The sequence below is a fragment of the Enterobacter hormaechei subsp. hoffmannii genome (genome assembly GCF_001729745.1).
GTDB lineage: Bacteria > Pseudomonadota > Gammaproteobacteria > Enterobacterales > Enterobacteriaceae > Enterobacter > Enterobacter intestinihominis.
In genome coordinates this window covers 2650927-2669408 of sequence record NZ_CP017186.1, presented here as the reverse complement: position 1 = coordinate 2669408, position 18482 = coordinate 2650927, and the positions used below count along the sequence as shown (strand labels likewise).

General features: G+C 52.8%; 19 protein-coding genes. 13 read left to right on the top strand and 6 right to left on the bottom strand.

Features of this window, described 5'->3' with window-relative positions:
- Positions 1–9: 9 nt before the first annotated feature.
- The 7 genes from kdgA (at position 10) to BFV65_RS12520 (ending at position 8718) form a co-directional block, all read left to right on the top strand.
- A complete protein-coding gene (gene kdgA, locus BFV65_RS12545) occupies positions 10–651 on the top strand; it encodes a bifunctional 4-hydroxy-2-oxoglutarate aldolase/2-dehydro-3-deoxy-phosphogluconate aldolase (RefSeq protein ID WP_023300441.1) in 642 nt (213 codons plus the stop codon).
- 338 nt (positions 652–989) lie between these two features.
- Positions 990–3503 carry a DUF2345 domain-containing protein gene (locus BFV65_RS12540; protein ID WP_063147806.1) on the top strand — a complete coding sequence of 838 codons (2514 nt, stop codon included), beginning with the start codon at positions 990–992 and terminating at the stop codon, positions 3501–3503.
- Positions 3500–5614, top strand: coding sequence for a T6SS effector phospholipase Tle3 domain-containing protein (locus BFV65_RS12535; protein WP_069596713.1), 2115 nt, complete (start codon positions 3500–3502; stop codon positions 5612–5614). Before BFV65_RS12540 ends, BFV65_RS12535 begins: the two co-directional genes overlap by 4 nt.
- 9 nt (positions 5615–5623) lie before the next feature.
- Positions 5624–6331 carry a T6SS immunity protein Tli3 family protein gene (locus BFV65_RS12530; RefSeq protein WP_069596712.1) on the top strand — a complete coding sequence of 236 codons (708 nt, stop codon included), beginning with the start codon at positions 5624–5626 and terminating at the stop codon, positions 6329–6331.
- 3 nt (positions 6332–6334) lie between these two features.
- Entirely contained in the window at positions 6335–7054 is a 720-nt protein-coding gene (locus tag BFV65_RS12525) for a T6SS immunity protein Tli3 family protein (protein WP_069596711.1), read from the top strand.
- 12 nt (positions 7055–7066) lie between these two features.
- A complete protein-coding gene (locus BFV65_RS22495) occupies positions 7067–7324 on the top strand; it encodes a PAAR domain-containing protein (RefSeq protein WP_063147810.1) in 258 nt (85 codons plus the stop codon).
- Positions 7324–8718 carry a KPHS_23130 family T6SS system protein gene (locus tag BFV65_RS12520; RefSeq protein ID WP_045308327.1) on the top strand — a complete coding sequence of 465 codons (1395 nt, stop codon included), beginning with the start codon at positions 7324–7326 and terminating at the stop codon, positions 8716–8718. The genes BFV65_RS22495 and BFV65_RS12520 overlap by 1 nt, the downstream gene beginning before the upstream one ends.
- Before the next feature lie 61 nt (positions 8719–8779).
- Here the strand turns inward: BFV65_RS12520 and purT are convergent, their stop codons facing one another.
- Positions 8780–9958, bottom strand: a complete 1179-nt coding sequence (gene purT, locus BFV65_RS12515; RefSeq protein ID WP_022648471.1) for a formate-dependent phosphoribosylglycinamide formyltransferase — start codon at positions 9956–9958, stop codon at positions 8780–8782.
- 172 nt (positions 9959–10130) lie between these two features.
- On the opposite strand from purT, the gene BFV65_RS12510 reads away from it, so the two are divergent.
- On the top strand, positions 10131–10781 hold the full coding sequence (locus tag BFV65_RS12510; RefSeq protein WP_022648470.1) for a tellurite resistance TerB family protein: 651 nt from the start codon (positions 10131–10133) through the stop codon (positions 10779–10781).
- A gap of 75 nt (positions 10782–10856) precedes the next feature.
- Positions 10857–12932 (top strand): oligopeptidase B, encoded by a 2076-nt coding sequence (ptrB, locus tag BFV65_RS12505; protein ID WP_069596710.1) that lies wholly within the window; start codon positions 10857–10859, stop codon positions 12930–12932.
- Here ptrB and exoX read toward each other — a convergent pair.
- From exoX to BFV65_RS12490, 3 genes are all read right to left on the bottom strand, one after another.
- A complete protein-coding gene (gene exoX, locus BFV65_RS12500) occupies positions 12914–13576 on the bottom strand; it encodes an exodeoxyribonuclease X (protein WP_022648468.1) in 663 nt (220 codons plus the stop codon). The genes ptrB and exoX overlap by 19 nt on opposite strands.
- A 24-nt stretch (positions 13577–13600) precedes the next feature.
- Positions 13601–14239 carry a nitrilase-related carbon-nitrogen hydrolase gene (locus BFV65_RS12495; protein WP_063148574.1) on the bottom strand — a complete coding sequence of 213 codons (639 nt, stop codon included), beginning with the start codon at positions 14237–14239 and terminating at the stop codon, positions 13601–13603.
- A 111-nt stretch (positions 14240–14350) separates the two neighbouring features.
- Positions 14351–14581: a DNA polymerase III subunit theta gene (locus BFV65_RS12490; protein ID WP_003859784.1), complete on the bottom strand. Its 231-nt coding sequence runs from the start codon at positions 14579–14581 to the stop codon at positions 14351–14353.
- A 137-nt stretch (positions 14582–14718) separates the two neighbouring features.
- Here BFV65_RS12490 and yobA point away from each other — a divergent pair, with 137 nt between their 5' ends.
- Genes yobA through BFV65_RS12475 form a run of 3 tightly spaced genes read left to right on the top strand, consistent with a single transcriptional unit; the run spans position 14719 to position 16316 of the window.
- Positions 14719–15090: a CopC domain-containing protein YobA gene (gene yobA, locus BFV65_RS12485; RefSeq protein WP_023300433.1), complete on the top strand. Its 372-nt coding sequence runs from the start codon at positions 14719–14721 to the stop codon at positions 15088–15090.
- A 1-nt stretch (position 15091) separates the two neighbouring features.
- Positions 15092–15961: a copper homeostasis membrane protein CopD gene (gene copD, locus BFV65_RS12480; RefSeq protein WP_023300432.1), complete on the top strand. Its 870-nt coding sequence runs from the start codon at positions 15092–15094 to the stop codon at positions 15959–15961.
- Positions 15962–15977: 16 nt separating this feature from the next.
- Positions 15978–16316, top strand: a complete 339-nt coding sequence (locus BFV65_RS12475) for a YebY family protein (RefSeq protein ID WP_022648464.1) — start codon at positions 15978–15980, stop codon at positions 16314–16316.
- A gap of 125 nt (positions 16317–16441) precedes the next feature.
- On the opposite strand, the gene BFV65_RS12470 is transcribed toward BFV65_RS12475, so the two are convergent.
- Positions 16442–16639 carry a hypothetical protein gene (locus BFV65_RS12470; protein WP_032609507.1) on the bottom strand — a complete coding sequence of 66 codons (198 nt, stop codon included), beginning with the start codon at positions 16637–16639 and terminating at the stop codon, positions 16442–16444.
- 45 nt (positions 16640–16684) lie between these two features.
- Positions 16685–17665, bottom strand: a complete 981-nt coding sequence (locus tag BFV65_RS12465; RefSeq protein ID WP_069596709.1) for a VirK/YbjX family protein — start codon at positions 17663–17665, stop codon at positions 16685–16687.
- A 167-nt stretch (positions 17666–17832) separates the two neighbouring features.
- On the opposite strand from BFV65_RS12465, the gene pphA reads away from it, so the two are divergent.
- Entirely contained in the window at positions 17833–18477 is a 645-nt protein-coding gene (gene pphA / locus BFV65_RS12460; RefSeq protein ID WP_069596708.1) for a protein-serine/threonine phosphatase, read from the top strand.
- Positions 18478–18482: the final 5 nt, after the last annotated feature.

Below are 18482 nucleotides of genomic sequence, written 5' to 3'. Positions count from 1 at the left end.
AAAACTCTGATGAAAAACTGGAAAACAAGTGCAGAAGCAATCCTGACTACTGGCCCTGTCGTGCCGGTTATTGTGGTAAACAAACTGGAGCACGCTGTCCCAATGGCGAAGGCGCTGGTTGCGGGTGGCGTTCGTGTTCTGGAAGTGACCCTGCGTACTGCCTGTGCGATGGATGCGATTCGCGCTATCGCCAAAGAAGTGCCGGAAGCGATCATCGGTGCTGGTACGGTTCTGAATGCGCAGCAGCTGGCGGAAGTGACCGAAGCGGGCGCACAGTTTGCCATCAGCCCGGGCCTGACCGAGCCGCTGCTGAAAGCCGCAACCGAAGGTACTATTCCGCTGATCCCGGGTATCAGCACCGTTTCTGAATTGATGCTGGGCATGGACTACGGCCTGAAAGAGTTTAAATTCTTCCCGGCTGAAGCGAACGGCGGCACCAAAGCGTTGCAGGCGATTGCAGGCCCATTCTCCCAGGTGCGTTTCTGCCCAACGGGCGGCATCTCTCCGGCCAACTACCGCGACTACCTGGCGCTGAAAAGCGTGCTGTGCATCGGTGGCTCCTGGCTGGTTCCGGCGGATGCGCTGGAAGCAGGCGACTGGGATCGCATTACTAAACTGGCTCGCGAAGCGGTAGAAGGCGCGAAACAGTAACAAATGCTCAATGCATAAAGCAGGCCCTCTGGCCTGATGCTGGTCACTTTATGTGACCAGCATGTATAAGTTCTTCTTCTTCTTCCCACAAACATTTTTAATATCCCTAACCCCCAGGCGTATCATTCTTCATTATTAAATAATCCCTCACTTATATACTTGATGAATAATTCATTCTTAATTTATCTGTGATGAGATTGTCTGGGCTCTTTTTATTTATTTTGTGAATAATGTTACTTCCTTTGAGTCAATTCAACTTGAGGTTGGGTATTTTAATTGGAGAACGATAGGTGTATTGTTTTTAATAAACGGAACGTTTGTTAAAAGGATAGATAATAATGTCAGGGGAATCTGAGGTGGCTCAACGGCGGGACACGTTAAACAGATACTTATTGTATTTCCCGCGTAGCAAAAATGTTATTTCTGATGTTCATTCTTTTACAGGAAAAGAGATATTAAGCGAGCCTTATCGCTATACCATTCGCTTTACCAGTCCGGATCAAAACATTGCCATTAATGCTGTTCTTAATCAAAGGGCTGAGTTTATTCTGCGTGCACCCAATCTGGAAGCCTCATGGCATGGGCAAACCTCCTGGCTGCCGGTTCGCCAGATTAATGGCACGATCACCCAATTTTCCCGGCTGATGTCTTCAGGTGACGAAGCACTGTATGAATGCGTGCTGGAGCATGAGCTGGCGCTGCTGGATCAAAATTACCGTTCTGCGGTTTACATGAACATGACAGTCCCGGAGCTCGTTACAAAGCTGATGAAGGACAGTGGTCACTTTGACGGCTACAACATTGATTTTGACCAACTGAGCCACAGTTATCCACGACGGGAAATGATCGTTCAGTGGAAAGAAACCGATTTGCGGTTCATCCGTCGGCTGCTAGCAGAGATAGGGATCTGGTTCCGTTTTGAGAATCACAACAAAGTGAAAACGGAAACCGTCGTTATTTTTGGGGATTCTGCGCGTCGTTACAACTTCAGCGACAAACAGATGCCTTATGTCCGACATTCAGGCATGACCAGTTATAACGAATACATCACCGATCTGGAGGAGCAGCACGGCCTGATCCCAAAAAATGTGTTGGTTCGCACCTATAACTACCGTGACCCGCAATCGCCGCAGACGGATAAGACCGTTAAAACGAGCGATATTCCCGAAGGTGTAACGACAGGCCAACACTATCACTATGCCGATCACTATCTTGCTGCGGGGGATTTTCACGGTGAAGAGGCGGAAACCGCCGCATTTTACGCCCGTCTGCGTTATGAACGCCTGTTGAACGGACAGAGTGTTCTGGGGGCGACAACCAGCGATCCCGAGCTTCAGCCAGGCATTATGTTTTATCCTGCAGGGCCTGTACCTGACGGGTTTAAGTCCGGGTTTGTGATAAATGCGATGACTATCCGCGGCAGCCGTGCTGAACACTATCGCGCCGTACTTTCTGGGATCCCCTATATCCACGGCTATAGCTTCCGTCCTGAATACATATCCCGGCCGGTGATAGCCGGAACGGTGCCCGCCAGAGTGATGGCTATCGGGGGAGATAAAACCTATGCCGGAATTGATGCGGTTGGACGCTACCGGGTTAAGTTCGATTTTGACCTTGATGAAAAACGGGTCGGATTTGAAAGCGCCCTGGTACGCCTCGGCAGGCCGTACGCCGGTGACACTTTTGGTATTCACTTTCCGTTGCTGGAGGGGACTGAAGTTGCCGTCGGTTTTGAAGGCGGCGACCCGGACAGACCTTTTATCGCCCATGTCATGCACGACGGCAGCCACCCGGATTTAGTCACAAACCGTAACGATACCCGAAACGTGATCCGCACGGCCGCGTTGAACAAGATCCGTCTTGAAGATCGTCGCGGGCAGGAACACATCAAAATCTCTACCGAGTACGGCAAAGGGCAAGTGAGTGTGGGCCACCTGGTTGATGCTGAGGGCAAAAAGCGCGGGGAAGGTGTGGAGGCTCGCACCGACGACTGGATGGCGCTGCGTGCTGCCAAAGGCGTGATGATCACCACGGAAGCACAGCCCCGCGCGGGGGGTAAGCAACTGGATATGACAGCGGCTATTGCACAACTCGAAAAGGCGTTATCGCTGGCGATGACCCTACAACAAAGTGCGCTTACGGCAGGTGCGAGTAATGTGGAAACCGATCGGCAAAATGCGCTCAGCCAGACGCTGAGTCATCTCGCGGAGCCCGGTATTTTGGCATATGGAAAAAGTGGAATTGCGCAGGTTACGCCGGACAGCCTGCAATTGTCAGCCGGGAAAGACCTGATTGCCACAGCGGGCGGGAATGCCAGCGTGAATGTGGTGAAAAAATTCTCGCTGGCCGTAGGGGAAAAACTGTCGCTGTTTACCCGCAAACTCGGCATCCAGATGATTGCCGGTGCGGGGGATATTACGACGCAGGCGCAGCGGGGCGAAATGCACATGCTGTCGCAGCAGGATTTCACGCTGACGAGCACCGCCGGGAAAATGAACGGCAGTGCCAGAAAGGGAATGCAGTTTGTCTGCGGGGGCGGCGGGATCCGGATCAGCCCGACCGGACTGGTCACGATTTTCTCGCCGACGGGCATTGAGCTCAAAGCGCCGAGCCTGAAATACGACGGTCCGGAAAGTGTGTCGGTACCGACGCCATCCTTTGAGAAAGGCGCCTTTAAACTTCGCTACAAACTGCACGCCGGCGATGATCCGGAGCAAATTCTGGCAAACAAAAAATTCAGGCTGACCAGTGCATCCGGACAGGTGGTGGAAGGCGTGACGGACAGCTGCGGTCGTTCACCCCTGCTCGATGCTGACGACCTCGACAGCTATAAAATGGAGATAATGGAATGACGGAGGCGAAGACAAAACCCTACGCTCCACGGGTGGTATCAGAAGGCGATATTCCGGTACACAAAACCCTGGGCGAAGTCGCCCAGACGCGCAACGTCGGGATACCGCGTCCGATGCCCGGCATTGTGATCCTCGTCCATGGCGTGAACGACGTGGGTGAAGCTTACCAGAATCAGGAGAAAGGAATACTTGTCGGGCTGGGTAAGCGACTCAACCGGCAGGATTTTTACGCCCACGAATGGAAAGACTACAGAATTATCACTCCCGGGCGTTCCCCCATCATCCCGTTTTGCTGGGGATATAAACCGGTTACGCATGCTGACTACCGGGCGGACCAGAAGCGCTACCGGGAGGAAGTCGGGAAGCTGAGTGACAAAGCGCATCTGCCCTATGATGCGTACCAGGAAGATAACGAGACGAATAAAAAGTCGCTGGGTAATGACGGGAAAGGGCCGTTTCAGTACCAGAACGATAACTTTAAAAATGCACTTGATACGAGTTTTGCCAAGGGGGGCGGGACCTTTGCCAACGCAACGACGACGATCCCGGATATGCTGGGACCCGGCGCCGGTGGCTTCGGCGTTGCCGCTGCGGGATTTGCCTCGCTGCACTTCAATGATGGCGATTTTACCCATCCCATTTATGAAAACCCGCACCGCATTTACCAGTTTTTTGCCGCTCAACGGCTGGCGGATTTGATTATTCAGGTTCGAAGTGAGCCGATTACGGCGAAAGATGTGATTAACATTGTGGCCCATAGTCAGGGCACGATTATTACTATGCTGGCAAATATGCTGGTGAAACAGGCCGGGTATGCTCCGGTAAACTGTGTGATTCTTAATCACTCACCGTATTCTCTTGAGTCGCGCGTGGCTGAAAATATTCAGCCGGGTTATCAACAGACCGACGATGCCAGACAGCAGACATTTAAAAATTTCTGTCGCCTGATGCATACGCAATGGAAAGGTGGCGGGAAAATGGCCGAGAGCGAATTGCTGGCCCTGGAGGCCTCCTGTACCCTGCGTAAACCTTCCGATAATCCGCTACGAACGGATGACAGATATTGCCGAAGCAACGACGGTAAAGTGTATAACTACTTTTGCCCGAATGATGGCGTCGTGTCGCTGGAGAATGTGCAGGGGGTTGGCTGGCGGGGCATTCCTCAGAATATTGCCAGTGATATACCGAATCTGTTTCAGCGCGTGTTTTACCAGCATGGTGAAGTAGGAAACATCCCTGATGCTAACCCCTTTGACTTACCGCCGCGAAATGAGGGGGATGCAAAATATGCCTTTCTCACGAACGCCAGTTACAGCGCTCGCGATGTGGTGATAAATGGTGAGGAGTTACCGGAACCTTTTATTTTCAAACTTCAGGGGGAGAATAATCACCCGGATAACGATCCTAAAACCAGTGATAAACCGTATACCTATTATGTCGATCCGGACAGCCCGGACGCCTACATTTCCTATTCCGCCAAAGCCAGCGCCATTAAGCGCACAGTAACGACAACCTTTGCTGTGAACCGCTATCAAAATATTGGCTGGCAGCCTGGTCACGTTTTATCTGCTTCAGAGCTTAAAGAAGAGAGTTTTGAACGCAAGCATGAAGTTATTTATGGTGAGGTGTCAGGTTCGCGTGATTTTCAGTTAGTTACCCTTACCTGGAAGAAAACACCGGAAGAACTGCAAGCGGAATGGCAGAAAATTGACCCGGTAGGCTACAGCCAGCACTCCTCTACTGTGATGAGCGAATTTGTGCCATCGCACGCTATGGCGTTTGATTTGGCTATTGGGCAGTGCAAATCATTCGATTATCAGGCGGGGAAATTTTGGGAAGGGTTGCTACATCGGGCAGACTGGCGCGATCCGCAGAACGGTTATCCTGCCGCTAAAGAATATTACCGTACCGGAATGCTAGATGAACAGCGTACGAAATGGTTTATGAATAAGCCTGATGAGGTGCTTCCAAAAGGGGAGTACGGTGTGGAAAACCACTTTAATAATGCCTCGCCAGCCATGCCGTCACGCGAACTGTCCATCAGAAATCATGATGTGGCAAATTTGCAATGGGATATGCCAAAGCCCATGAGTGATAGTCAACTTGCTTAAGGATAGAGCATGAAAATATTTTTTATCGGCCTGACGACCTTAGCTGTTTTGCTTGTGACCGGATGCCTGGCTAAAGAACCGCCGACGCAGGTAGTTTATCGATTCGATGATCATCGTTATCTCGAACTGAAAGGGTGGGATTGTGAAGGCGAACTCTGGTACACGGATACTAAGCGAGGCATTCACACCGAACCAGTTAGTCAGTTTTATCGACTCTTTACCCGTAAATTTATTCATCCATCAGAGCGATATATAGCACTGACGGGATGGGGAGTGAGTGGATTCATAGTATCTAAGGACTATGGGAAAACGTGGCGCTCAGTAGCGTTTTCACCAAATCATAATGAACCCAATGGTGATGACTACGCGCCGTATGAGGATATTATTTCTTTCACCGTCGTCAACGATCAGGGCTTTTTACTGACCAAACACCGGCTGTATATGTCATCAAAGCCATTTGAAGACCCGCGCATTCTGCCCGGTGGGCCGGGGATTACCTATACCGTGGATGACGGAATGGGAAATAAAGTAAGCGATACGCTGGACCCCCGTTTCCCTGGCTGGGCCTGGGGAATGGTCTATATGACTAAGCAGGGGCTTAAGCACAGCACACAGCAATTTAAGGCTAACTGGCAAGATTTACCCGACAGCGTACCCGAAGTGAAGGGGTACACCGGCTGGGATCATATGCGCTGTGATATGGATGCGGGGCGATAACTGATGAAAGGATTATGTACCGTTCTCGCAGCTACGTCCGTTGTGCTGGCAACCGAATGCCAGGCGAAAGAACCGCCGACACAGGTTGTTTACCGGTTCGATGATCATCGTTATCTCGAACTGAAAGGCTGGGATTGCGAAGGTGAACTCTGGTTTAGCGATACTAAGAAAGGTATCCATTCACAAATTGCCAGTCAGTTTTATCGAATCTTCACCAAAAAATTCGTGCATCCTTCAGAGCACTATCTTGCTATTCCGTGGTGGGGAAATGTTACTGGTGGTTTTTCAGTATCAAAAGACTATGGGAAAACGTGGGAAAGAGGTGGTGCATCTATGTCACCAGGGAGCAATGAACCTGATGGAAGTAACGCTCCTTATTATGATGATGTCATATCTTTCACCGTCGTCAACGATCAGGGCTTTTTACTGACCAAACACCGGTTGTATATGTCATCAAAACCATTTGAAGACCCGCGCATTCTGCCCGGTGGGCCGGGGATTGCCTATACCGTGGATGACGGAATGGGAAATAAAGTAAGCGATACGCTGGACCCCCGTTTCCCTGGCTGGGCCTGGGGAATGGTCTATATGACTAAGCAGGGGCTTAAGAACAGCACGCAGCAATTTAAGGCTAACTGGCAAGATTTACCCGACAGCGTACCCGAAGTGAAGGAGTACACCGGCTGGGATCATATGCGCTGTGATATGGATGCGGGAAAATAGGGAGATAAAGCGATGAAAGGCGTCATTAGGTTAAACGATCCGCTGATAAGCGGAGGAAAAGTCACTAAGGCCTCTGGGGCAGACTTTATGGGTCAGCCCGTGGCCTTGAAAGATGATCTTGCGCAGTGTCCGCTCCATAAAGGGACGTTCCCAATCACTGAATGTCACCCAACCTGGACCATGCATGGCCGTGGGGTTGTGGTAGATGGCTGTCGCGCGGCGTGTGGATGTGAAATCAAAAGTACCTTACCTGTGGCGGGAGCTTCGTAATGCGCGCGTGGTGGTTATACAAAAAACAGCCAGACTCGGTTTCCACTGTGCCAGTCGTCATGATTGTTTTCCTCTATGTGATAGCCGTCGCAATGGGCCTCGCGATCCGGGCTCTAACCTGGCCTGAACAGGAACACGTTACGGCTCTCTTTTTTGTGCCTTCAGTTATTCTGCCCATCTGTGTTGTGTCGTTATTAGTTTTTACAAGTTTCATATTTCATGACGCCAACATTCATTATGCTGAAACCCGAAAATTCATAGCAAAAGAGCAGGAGATTAATTTAAAGGCGTATGCGCGGAAAAATATGGCTATCGCAGCATGGTCTTCAATAACCCCCCTGGAGCAACCCGCGCTGAATATGTTGAAACTGGAAGGCGAATTTCCGCTGGCACCGAAAACGCCGGTTAACATTCAGCTGGAAGATCGCTTCGACCAGACCAGGAATGAACAGATGTTTTACCGCTTACTGGACCCGATGGCAGAAAAATTGAAGGGCTATAACTACCGTATTTTTGAAACCGTTGTCTGGGTTCGCGGAGGGAGTGGATCCTGCATTGATGAACTGAGACGCACTCTGGAGCGGTTGGGTATTGAAACGGCCAGCACGTGTAAAATTGAGTACAGCACAGAATGCCCTGACTACGCGATCGTTAGCCAATGGATGAACTTATCTGATTACAGAGTTGAAAACCGGCTGATTGTTATCGTTCATTTACATGAAGAAAGCGGCGAATCAAAGAGCATGGAAAATGCATGTGCATTCCTGTTGACCAGTCATTATGTCCGGGAGGAGGGCGAAAAACCGGTATATTTATATCAGCCTATGTCTGATGTGACCGATGTAGAGGACAAAATGGCGGTCTTCCTTGAGACGGGTTCGGTACTTACGCCGAAAAATCTCTGGTATACCGGGCTGTCCCGTATTGAAAAATATCCATTAATGCAGGCACTGGACAAAAAAGCGCTCACGGTGGAACGGCTGGATATCGATGCCTCTCTGGGCGCAAAGAGTGCCGGGTATCGGTGGCTGGCTCTGGCATTTGCGGCGGATGCGGTAAAATATGCCCAGGGGGAGCAACTGGTAGCTTATTCAGACAAAAACAAATTTTGTATTACTGCGCTTTCCTCCATGAAGACAGCTATCCCAAAAAAACTTACCTGGTGTAACTGGAGTAATCCCCTTTATCCTGCGGGGATGGCGGCTTTATTCTGCGTGTTATCCCTCATTGCCTATCGTATCAGTTTCCTGGCGCAAAACGATCCGCCAGCAATCTGGGAACTGATTGCGAGCATAATCATTCCCTTCGTTATTTTTATAGGCCTCGGTAGTTTTGTTTTCATCTCGAAAACGAATGAAGCCTACGAGGACATGGAATACGAATGGAAGCGATAGAAACGAAACAACGTTAATCATGCTATGTGGCTGGTCGCTTACTTGACCAGCCTTTAGTTATTTACCCTGTCACTTTCACCGCAGTGGCCGCTTTTTTCGCTCTCGCGACGGCTTCGTCCACGTTTTCCCCGGTCGCTAATGCCACGCCCAGACGACGGCTTCCGTCGATCTCCGGTTTGCCGAACAGCCGAACCTGCAAGCCTGCGCCTACCGCACCTTCGACGTTATCAAAGGTGACATTCTGGCTGGTCAGTTGCGGCAGGATCACCGCCGAGGCTGCCGGGCCGTACTGACGGATGCCGCCAACCGGCAGGCCGAGGAAAGCACGTACGTGCAGCGCGAACTCAGAGAGATCCTGCGAAATCAGCGTGACCATCCCGGTATCGTGCGGGCGAGGGGAGACTTCGCTGAAGATCACCTCGTCGCCGCAAACAAACAATTCCACGCCGAACAGGCCGTAGCCGCCCAGCGCCAGCACCGTTTTGCGGGCGATCTCCTGCGCGCGTGCCAGCGCCAGCGCGCTCATTCGCTGCGGCTGCCAGGATTCGCGATAATCGCCGTCTTCCTGGCGATGACCAATCGGGTCGCAGAAATAAACACCGTCCACGGCGCTGACGGTGAGCAGGGTAATTTCAAAATCAAACTTCACTACACCTTCTACGATGACGCGCCCGGCACCGGCACGGCCGCCCTGCTGGGCATAGTCCCAGGCCTTGTCCAGCGTGCTGCTGTCGCGGATAAAGCTCTGCCCTTTGCCAGAGGAGCTCATTACCGGCTTAATGATGCACGGGTAGCCAATCTCCTCTACGGCCTGGAGAAACGCAGCTTTATCCCCGGCAAAACGGTAGCTGGAGGTCGGGAGCTGTAATTCTTCTGCCGCCAGGCGACGAATGCCTTCCCGGTTCATGGTCAGTTTTGCCGCTGTGGCACAGGGCACCACGCGCTGGCCTTCCTGTTCAAGGGCAACCAACATCTCAGTGGCAATGGCCTCAATTTCAGGTACCACGAAATCCGGTTTTTCGTCGGCAATTAACGCCCGCAGGGCATTACCGTCAAGCATATCGATGACGTGCGAGCGATGCGCGACGTGCATGGCGGGCGCATTCGCATAACGGTCCACCGCAATCACTTCCACACCCAAACGCTGGCATTCAATGGCCACTTCTTTACCCAGTTCACCCGATCCCAACAGCATGACGCGCGTCGCGGCAGGACGCAGCGCAGTTCCTAAACGAGTCATAAAAATCCCCCTGAAAAAGATGCGGGCAGTATAAACGAAAACGTTTGCGTATGTCTTGTATAGGGATAACCCGGACAGGGGAGAAATTTGCGCTTCTTTAGCACTGACAGACATTTCCTGACACCCGCTCGCTTAGGCTGTGAAGGTTACGCACTGTTACGTGAGGAAAAATATGTCAGGCTGGATGAATCAACTGCAATCCCTGTTGGGACAAAAAGGCTCGTCGTCCGGCGAGCAGGGTCTGAGCAAGCTGCTTGTGCCGGGTGCGCTCGGCGGGCTGGCCGGTTTGCTGGTTGCCAATAAATCATCGCGGAAACTGCTTACCAAATACGGTACCGGCGCGCTGCTGGCGGGCGGAGGGGCTATTGCAGGCTCCGTCTTATGGAACAAATACAAAGACAAGGTGCGCAACGCGCATCAGGATGAACCGCAGTACGGGAAGCAGGTTTCGCCGTTAGATTTACGTACCGAGCGCCTGATCCTCGCCCTGGTCTTTGCAGCCAAGAGCGACGGACATATTGATGCCAGTGAACGTGCCGCGATTGAACAGCAGATGCGGGAAGCGGGCGTTGAGGAGCAGGGCAGGGCGCTGGTGGCGCAGGCCATCGAACAGCCGCTCGATCCGCAGCGGCTGGCGCAAAGTGTGAAAAACGAAGAAGAGGCGCTGGAACTCTATTTTCTGAGCTGTGCTGCCATCGATATCGATCACTTTATGGAGCGCAGCTACCTGAACGCCCTGGGTGATGCGCTGAAGATCCCACAGGACGTTCGTGAGGGAATTGAGCAGGATATTCAGCAGCAGAAGCAGACCCTCGCGGGCTAGAAGGCCATGTTTCGCTTGCATCATACGCGTGTTTTGCCAACCTTATAGGATGTAAAACGAAAAAGTAAGAATGCCATGCCTCCAAAAGCCCGACGTACTCCTTATGCGATCACCACGCATGGCGATACGCGTATCGATAACTACTACTGGCTGCGGGACGATTCTCGTTCCGGGCCAGAGGTGCTCGACTATCTGCACGAGGAAAACGACTATGGCCGCCAGGTCATGGCCAGCCAGCAGGCGCTTCAGGATCAGCTCCTGAACGAAATGGTGCAGCGTATCCCCCAGCGTGATGTCTCTGCCCCGTGGTGCAAAAACGGTTATCGCTATCGCCATATTTATGAGCCGGGAAACGAATATCCCATCTACCAGCGCCAGTCTGTGCTGAGCGCCGAGTGGGACGAATGGGAGATCCTGCTGGATGCTAACAAACGTGCTGCCCACAGTGAGTTTTATACGCTGGGCGGCATGTCCATTTCCCCCGATAACGCCATTATGGCGCTGGCTGAGGATTACCTCTCCCGCCGCCAGTACGGTTTGCGTTTCCGCAATCTTGAAACGGGAAACTGGTATCCCGAAATGCTGGATAATGTCTCCCCCGATTTCGTCTGGGGTAACGATTCAGAAACGGTTTACTACGTTAAAAAGCATGCCTCAACGCTGCTGCCTTATCAGGTCTGGCGTCATACGGTGGGGACCGATTCCGCCGACGATGAGCTTGTGTATGAAGAAAAAGACGAGACGTTCTACGTCAGCCTGCATAAAACCTCGTCTCGCCACTACGTGATTATCTTCCTTGCCAGCGCCACCACCTCTGAGGTGCTGCTGCTGGATGCCGAACTGCCGGATGCCCAGCCGTTATGCTTCCTGCCGCGCCGTAAAGATCATGAGTACAGTCTGGATCACTTCCAGCACAGCTTTTACCTGCGTTCGAACCGCGAGGGCAAAAACTTTGGCCTTTATAAAACCAAAGTGCGCGATGAACGGAAGTGGGAAGTGTTAATTCCTGCGCGCGATCAGGTGATGCTGGAGGGGTTCACCCTGTTTACCGACTGGCTGGTGGTGGAAGAGCGTCAGCGCGGACTGACCAGTATCCGCCAAATCAACCGCAAAACCCGCGAAGTGGTGGGCATTGCGTTCGATGACCCGGCTTACGTGACGTGGATCGGCTTTAACCCGGAACCGGAATCGTCCCGCCTGCGGTACGGCTATTCGTCAATGACTACCCCGGACACGTTGTTTGAGCTGGATATGGACACCGGGCAGCGTCAGGTGATTAAACAGGCGGAGGTCCGGGGATTTGAGTCGGAAAATTATCGCAGTGAACACCTGTGGGTGACCGCGCGCGACGGCGTTGAAGTCCCCGTGTCTCTCGTCTACCACAAGGATCACTTCAACAAAGGTAAAAACCCCATCCTCGTCTACGGTTACGGCTCCTACGGATCCAGCATGGACGCCGATTTCAGCAGCAGCAGGCTGAGCCTGCTCGACCGCGGTTTTGTTTATGCGATTGCCCATATTCGCGGCGGCGGCGAGCTGGGTCAGCACTGGTATGAAGACGGAAAATTTCTCAAAAAGAAAAATACCTTCAATGACTACCTTGATGTCTGCGATGCGCTGATCGCGCAGGGTTATGGCGATCCGCAACTCTGCTTTGGCATGGGGGGCAGCGCCGGAGGCATGTTAATGGGAGCCGTGGTAAACCAGCGGCCTGAACTGTTTAAAGGCGTTATCGCTCAGGTGCCGTTTGTGGACGTGGTGACGACCATGCTGGACGAAACCATTCCGCTGACCACCGGGGAGTTTGAGGAGTGGGGGAACCCGCAGGATGAAACCTATTACCGCTACATGAAAGAGTACAGCCCGTACGATAACGTCGAGGCGAAAGCCTATCCGCATATGCTGGTGACCACCGGCCTGCACGATTCCCAGGTGCAGTACTGGGAGCCCGCGAAATGGGTGGCGAAGCTGCGTGAGCTAAAAACTGACGATAATCTGCTGCTGCTGTGTACCGATATGGACTCGGGGCACGGAGGGAAATCAGGGCGATTTAAATCCTATGAAGGGGTGGCGCTGGAGTACGCCTTTTTGATTGGCCTGGCGCAGGATACGCTGCCAGGCCGCGCGGGAACTCAGGCTTCGCCTAAATAATGCTTCAGCGTCAGGCGCAGTTCCGGGCTCATTCTGTCGAGGTTGTTGTACAGCCAGCGCAGATAGCCCGGATCGTTGTCCGCCACTTCCGATACCGGTTTTCCACGATATTTACCGAACGTGAAGGTGGTCAGTAGGGCGGGGCGGCCGGTAATGGTCGCCATATCGTCCGGCGTCCAGCCGGAAGTATTCATGATATCTATCAGAAGCGCTGCGGTGATGTAGCAGTCATAGAGGGCGCGGTGATGATGCAGCCCTTCCGGCGTCCGCACGCTTAGTTTGCGCGACTTATACAGCGCCATATTGCTGTATTTGATCCCCGGCCACAGACGGCGCGCCAGCTTCATGGTGCAAATCCATTCACCGGGCATCTCCGGCAGCACGCGGCGGTCAAAGCTGGCGTTATGGGCGACATACCACTGGCTACCGTGGTAAAGAGGGATGATCTCTTCAATCCACGGCTTATCCGCCACCATCGATTCCGTAATGCGATGAATTGCCATCGCCTGCGCACTGATGGGACGGTCCGGGCGCACCAGGTGGCTCATTGGATTGACTATCTTTCCGTCAACCACGTCGACAGAGGCGACTTCCACAATTCCACCCTGCAAATCGCAGGTTTCGGTATCGATAACGCGCAGCATTGATCGCTCCTGATCCTAAAATGCCTAGCCTAATGGAATGATATCCCCTTGCCAACCCTGTCGGCCCAAAGAACCGGTTAACAGCAACTCTCCCTTATCGGCACGCACGATCAGCTGACCTTTTTCATCCCATAACGCGCTACCGCTGCGCGCGTTCGCCATTAATACCGCGATGGCGTACTTATGCGCGAAGCGTTGTAACGAACTGATGGATTGCCGCCAGCGTTGCTCACCCACCGCCAGGCTGCTGGTGAACAGCGTTGCCTCTGGGTCCAGTTCCGGGGCGTCAGCCTGATTATCAATGATGGTTAACCGTTTATTGCCAGGAATAACACCCGCACCGTTACCCTGCGGATAGCGCCGGATGGTCGACAGGTTAGGGGTGAAAAGCGCGAGTCCTTTCTGTTGCTGGAGCGTAATACCGGCAATCACCGTGATGAAACGTGACTGCGCCGCGTGAAGGAGGGGGGCAAGCTGCAAATCGTCAGGGGGTGGGGGTAAGGTTGTTCCGCCAGGGCCGGTAAGCGAAAGCTCCGGAAAGACGACTAAATCGCACCCATGCGAGGCAGCCTCGGCAATAAAGTGCAGGTGATGTTTTACGTGCTCATCAACACAGTTGTGCCGCGGAGCATACTGAGCTGCGGCAATAGTCCATCGTGACATCGTGACTTCCTTATACACTAAGTCGCTGGGATTTTAAGATTACACCTAAATTTATCAGGGTTTTCTTATCCTGCCACATAACGCGTAAGGAAGTGTAACGGGACGTTAAGCTTATTTAACTTTAGGTTCGTACGGCAGGCGCGAGAGATTAACGGAGGCGAGGCGATGCGCAATAAGACGTTCGCGGAACCAGTCGCGCAGATGCGCGGGTTGTTCACGCTCTACCACTTCAGCCACGACGGGCATGTTGTAACGCTCTTTGAATGCGACCCCCGCGGCGGCGAGATCGACATTCACTTTGTCCATCTCGTCCTGAGGAAGGGCGGCCAGGTTAACGTTCATTTCCTTCTCCTTTTTCTGCGGCGGCAACGTTACCGCGATTGTTCAACGATGACAAGGGAGCAAAGGATGTTCCTCGACTCGTTAATTATACAGAGTTATTCTTTAGCATTCAGGCATAACGAAAAGGAATGATTGTGATGCACTTTACCCCTTCCCGCGTCGCGTGTGCGCTGGTTTTTCTGCTCTCTTCGGCAATCGCGCCATCAGCTCTGGCCCATGCGCACCTTAAGCAACAATCCCCGCAGGAAAATACCGTCGCGACGGCACCCGACGTCATTACCCTGAATTTCTCGGAAGGCATTGAACCTGCCTTCAGCGGCGTCGTGGTGACGGACGCGCAGCAGCACAAAATCCAGACCGGCGCGGTGAAGCGTGACGAGAAGGATAACGCAAAGCTGATTGTTCCTCTTGAGAAACCGTTGACGACCGGCACCTATACGGTGGACTGGCATGTGGTCTCCGTGGACGGCCACAAAACCAAGGGCAGCTATCACTTTAGCGTGAAATAGTATGCTGGCCCTGAGCTACGTAGCGTTTCGCTTTATCCATTTTGTTGCGCTGATACTACTTTTCGGCAACGCGCTATACAGTGTCTGGTTTGCACCGTCTTCGTTGCAGCGCCTCATGACGCAGCGTTTCCAGCGCCAGCAGAATATCGCGGCCTTAATCAGCCTGATGGCTGCTCTGCTGATGTTCGGCCTGCAAAGTGGGTTAATGGGTAACGGCTGGGGGGATGTCATTCGCCCGGCGGTCTGGCGCAGCGTGCTGGGCACGCAGTTTGGTGGCGTCTGGCTGTGGCAAATGGTGCTGGCCGCTGTGACCGCGGGCGCTGCATGGCTTACCCCGCAAAAGGGCTCACGTCTATTACTGCTCGCGATGGGGCAACTGGTGCTGCTGGCGGGTGTGGGACATGCCGCGATGAACGGTGGCGCGCCGGGTGCGTTGCATCGTCTGAACCATGCGCTTCACCTGCTCTGCGCCGCCACCTGGGTGGGCGGTTTACTGCCGCTGCTGTTCTGTATGCGGCTGGCGAAAGGCCGCTGGCAGCCAGCCGCTATCTTTACCATGATGCGCTTCTCCCGCGTGGGGCATTATGCCGTGGCGGGCGTGCTGCTGACCGGGATAATCAATACGCTCTTTATTGTGGGCATAGACGTGCCGTGGGAAGCGCCTTATGTACGGCTGTTGTTGTTCAAATGTGCGCTGGTCATCATGATGGTGGCAATTGCGCTGGCGAATCGGTATTTTCTTGTGCCACGCTTTCGCCCTGATGCCGGGCGGGAACAACAGATTTTTATCAGGATGACACAGGCAGAAGTGGTGCTGGGCGCGCTGGTACTGGCGGCCGTCAGCCTGTTCGCGACCTGGGAACCCTTCTGACAAGGTTTAATAACTTATGAAAAAGACACTGCTTTCTCTTTTACTTCTCACCTGTGCCAGCAGTGCGCTGGCCGCGCCGCAGGTCATCACCGTCAGCCGGTTTGAAGTGGGTAAGGACAACTGGGCATTTAATCGTGAAGAGGTCATGCTCACCTGCCGTCCCGGTAACGCGCTGTATGTCATCAATCCCAGTACGCTCGTGCAGTATCCGTTAAATGACGTAGCGGAGCAGCAGGTTGCCAGCGGGAAAAGTAACGGACAGCCTGTCAGCGTGATCCAGGTGGATGACCCGGCAAACCCCGGGCAGAAGAAGAGTCTGGCACCGTTTATTGAGCGCGCTAAAAAGCTCTGCTAGCCGTCAGGTTTCCAGTAAAAAAAAACCGCAGGTGCTTGTAAAAGCTCTGCGGTTTTTCACATTTAGTGATGTTCTGACGCTTTTTTTCAGACCACTTTTACTGTGGACTGGAAAACCTGACGTCGTCATCTATTCTTAAAGGGCAAGGCGATTGAGCCTGCATTAATGCCAACTTTTAGCGCACGGCTCTCTCCCAAGAGCCATTTCCCTGGACCGAATACAGGAATCGTATTCGGTCTCTTTTTATCTGCATGAAAATAAACGATAAAATCCGGTTTTCGTCTCAGCAGAAGGTTCACTTCCTGTGCGCCTGCTTCAAACATACCACAACCCGGCAGGCGTAAGTCCAGTCCTTTTTGGCTGTTTTGTTAAATTTTTGTTTGTATTTTGCCTGAGACGACTGCGGGATTAATGCGCGCATGTACGGAAGCCGCAATATCATCAAGTAACGCAAAGCGGCGACGGTATTCGGCGCGTTTTTTGCTGGCAATCTCCTCCAGTGCTTTACGCTCCATCTGGAGCGGCAACTGCCAGCAGAAGGGGGAGAGTTTCTTTCCGTTCAGGCCTTCCCAGAACTCGTCGTAGCTGGCGTGAAAATGACGCCCTTTGCTCAGACGGTAGCGCAACGCGCGGAAAACATGGCCTTCATCGCTGACGGCAAAAATCGCGCTGATGTTCGAGCGTGAGGCAAGCTGGAAGATCACCTCCATCAGCACGCGTTTCGGGAAAAGCCCATGGCAGGCACGGGTTGCCTGCTTAATCACCTCCCGTGAAACATGACGACGTGGACCCTGGAGGCCGCCGATCACCAGCACCATACGGCCGTTACTGCGTGCGACACAGATCGTCAGGCTGGCAAGCAGCGTGTTGTCATTGTCATGCAGCCAAAGCGTGCTTTCGCCTTCACGTTCAGCCTTACCTGCGGACGAGGCGTGGACGGTATAGATTTCGCCGTTTTTTGCCTCGAACCGGACAACCGGCACCTCTTGCGGATTGGTCAGCGCGTGGGCGAGGGCGGTATTTGTCAGACTATCAATCCACTGATAGTGGCTGACGATAGCATCGGCCCGGTCGTTTGAGTTCAGGCCACGCATCAGATACTGGCGGTGAGTTTTGCTCGGCAAGGTAATTTGAGAGGTGAGCAGCCTGTCGAAATCATCGCGCCCGGATAGCGCCTCCAGCATGCGATGGGTGGAGGACCAGAATAAAAGCGAGCGCAGAAGGAACTTTAACCGGTAATCACGTTTGTGCCAGATTGGGCCGGGAACGCGTTTCCCTCTCACCAGTTCCGAAATAATATTTGTGCGATGCGGATAAAAAACATCGTTTTGCAGGTGTATGTTTGACACGTGAAAATCCCTCTTTTTATTCCGCACTATTTTAAAGGCCAGGGAATAAGGGATTAATAGCGCAGCGATCTTTATTTCCGGCTGGTTTATGGTTTGTTTGGATTCGCGATATCCAACGTCGGCTCATGACATTTTCTGTGGCAGCTATACTTCTTACAGGAGGCGTTATGTATCAGAAAATAGAGGGAGAACACTGGCGTCATGTCTGGGTTGTCAGCGATATTCATGGTTGCTATCAGTGGCTTATGGATGAGCTGAAACGACGGCATTTTAATCCTGCTTCGGATCTGCTTATCTCGGTGGGGGATATTATCGACCGCGGTCCCGACAGCGTGAAATGTTTACAGCTGATGCAGGAAAAGTGGTTTTATGCGGTACGCGGTAATCACGAGCAAATGGCGTTAGATGCGCTTGAAAATAATGATTTTAGTCTCTGGAAGATAAATGGCGGTAACTGGTTTACCGGGCTTACGGTCGCTCAACAAAAGCAGGCGAAGGATTTACTCGACGCGTGTCGGGGCTTACCGCACATTATTGAAATAACCTGCAAAAACGGTCTGAACGTGATTGCTCATGCGGATTATCCCGCCGCCGAATATGCCTGGCATAAGCCGGTAGATGCCCAGCGGGTGCTGTGGGATCGCGACCGGTTAATGGGCTTTATGGTGGGTAGAGGGCAGGGCATTAGCGGTGCGGATCACTTCTGGTTCGGACATACGCCTGTGGACAAGCGCTACGATTTCAACAATCTGCACTACATTGATACGGGAGCGGTGTTCGGGGGCTTTCTGACGCTGACGCAGCTTCAGTAATAAAT

Coding starts and splice junctions, on each gene's coding strand:
- BFV65_RS12540 (WP_063147806.1), top strand. CDS start 990: ATGTCAGGGGAATCTGAGGTGGCTCAACGGCGGGACACGTTAAACAGA.
- ptrB (WP_069596710.1), top strand. CDS start 10,857: ATGCCTCCAAAAGCCCGACGTACTCCTTATGCGATCACCACGCATGGC.
- purT (WP_022648471.1), bottom strand. CDS start 9,958: ATGACTCGTTTAGGAACTGCGCTGCGTCCTGCCGCGACGCGCGTCATG.
- yobA (WP_023300433.1), top strand. CDS start 14,719: ATGCACTTTACCCCTTCCCGCGTCGCGTGTGCGCTGGTTTTTCTGCTC.
- BFV65_RS12535 (WP_069596713.1), top strand. CDS start 3,500: ATGACGGAGGCGAAGACAAAACCCTACGCTCCACGGGTGGTATCAGAA.
- BFV65_RS12470 (WP_032609507.1), bottom strand. CDS start 16,639: ATGTTTGAAGCAGGCGCACAGGAAGTGAACCTTCTGCTGAGACGAAAA.
- BFV65_RS12475 (WP_022648464.1), top strand. CDS start 15,978: ATGAAAAAGACACTGCTTTCTCTTTTACTTCTCACCTGTGCCAGCAGT.
- BFV65_RS22495 (WP_063147810.1), top strand. CDS start 7,067: ATGAAAGGCGTCATTAGGTTAAACGATCCGCTGATAAGCGGAGGAAAA.
- exoX (WP_022648468.1), bottom strand. CDS start 13,576: ATGCTGCGCGTTATCGATACCGAAACCTGCGATTTGCAGGGTGGAATT.
- BFV65_RS12510 (WP_022648470.1), top strand. CDS start 10,131: ATGTCAGGCTGGATGAATCAACTGCAATCCCTGTTGGGACAAAAAGGC.
- BFV65_RS12520 (WP_045308327.1), top strand. CDS start 7,324: ATGCGCGCGTGGTGGTTATACAAAAAACAGCCAGACTCGGTTTCCACT.
- pphA (WP_069596708.1), top strand. CDS start 17,833: ATGTATCAGAAAATAGAGGGAGAACACTGGCGTCATGTCTGGGTTGTC.
- BFV65_RS12495 (WP_063148574.1), bottom strand. CDS start 14,239: ATGTCACGATGGACTATTGCCGCAGCTCAGTATGCTCCGCGGCACAAC.
- copD (WP_023300432.1), top strand. CDS start 15,092: ATGCTGGCCCTGAGCTACGTAGCGTTTCGCTTTATCCATTTTGTTGCG.
- BFV65_RS12530 (WP_069596712.1), top strand. CDS start 5,624: ATGAAAATATTTTTTATCGGCCTGACGACCTTAGCTGTTTTGCTTGTG.
- BFV65_RS12525 (WP_069596711.1), top strand. CDS start 6,335: ATGAAAGGATTATGTACCGTTCTCGCAGCTACGTCCGTTGTGCTGGCA.
- kdgA (WP_023300441.1), top strand. CDS start 10: ATGAAAAACTGGAAAACAAGTGCAGAAGCAATCCTGACTACTGGCCCT.
- BFV65_RS12490 (WP_003859784.1), bottom strand. CDS start 14,581: ATGAACGTTAACCTGGCCGCCCTTCCTCAGGACGAGATGGACAAAGTG.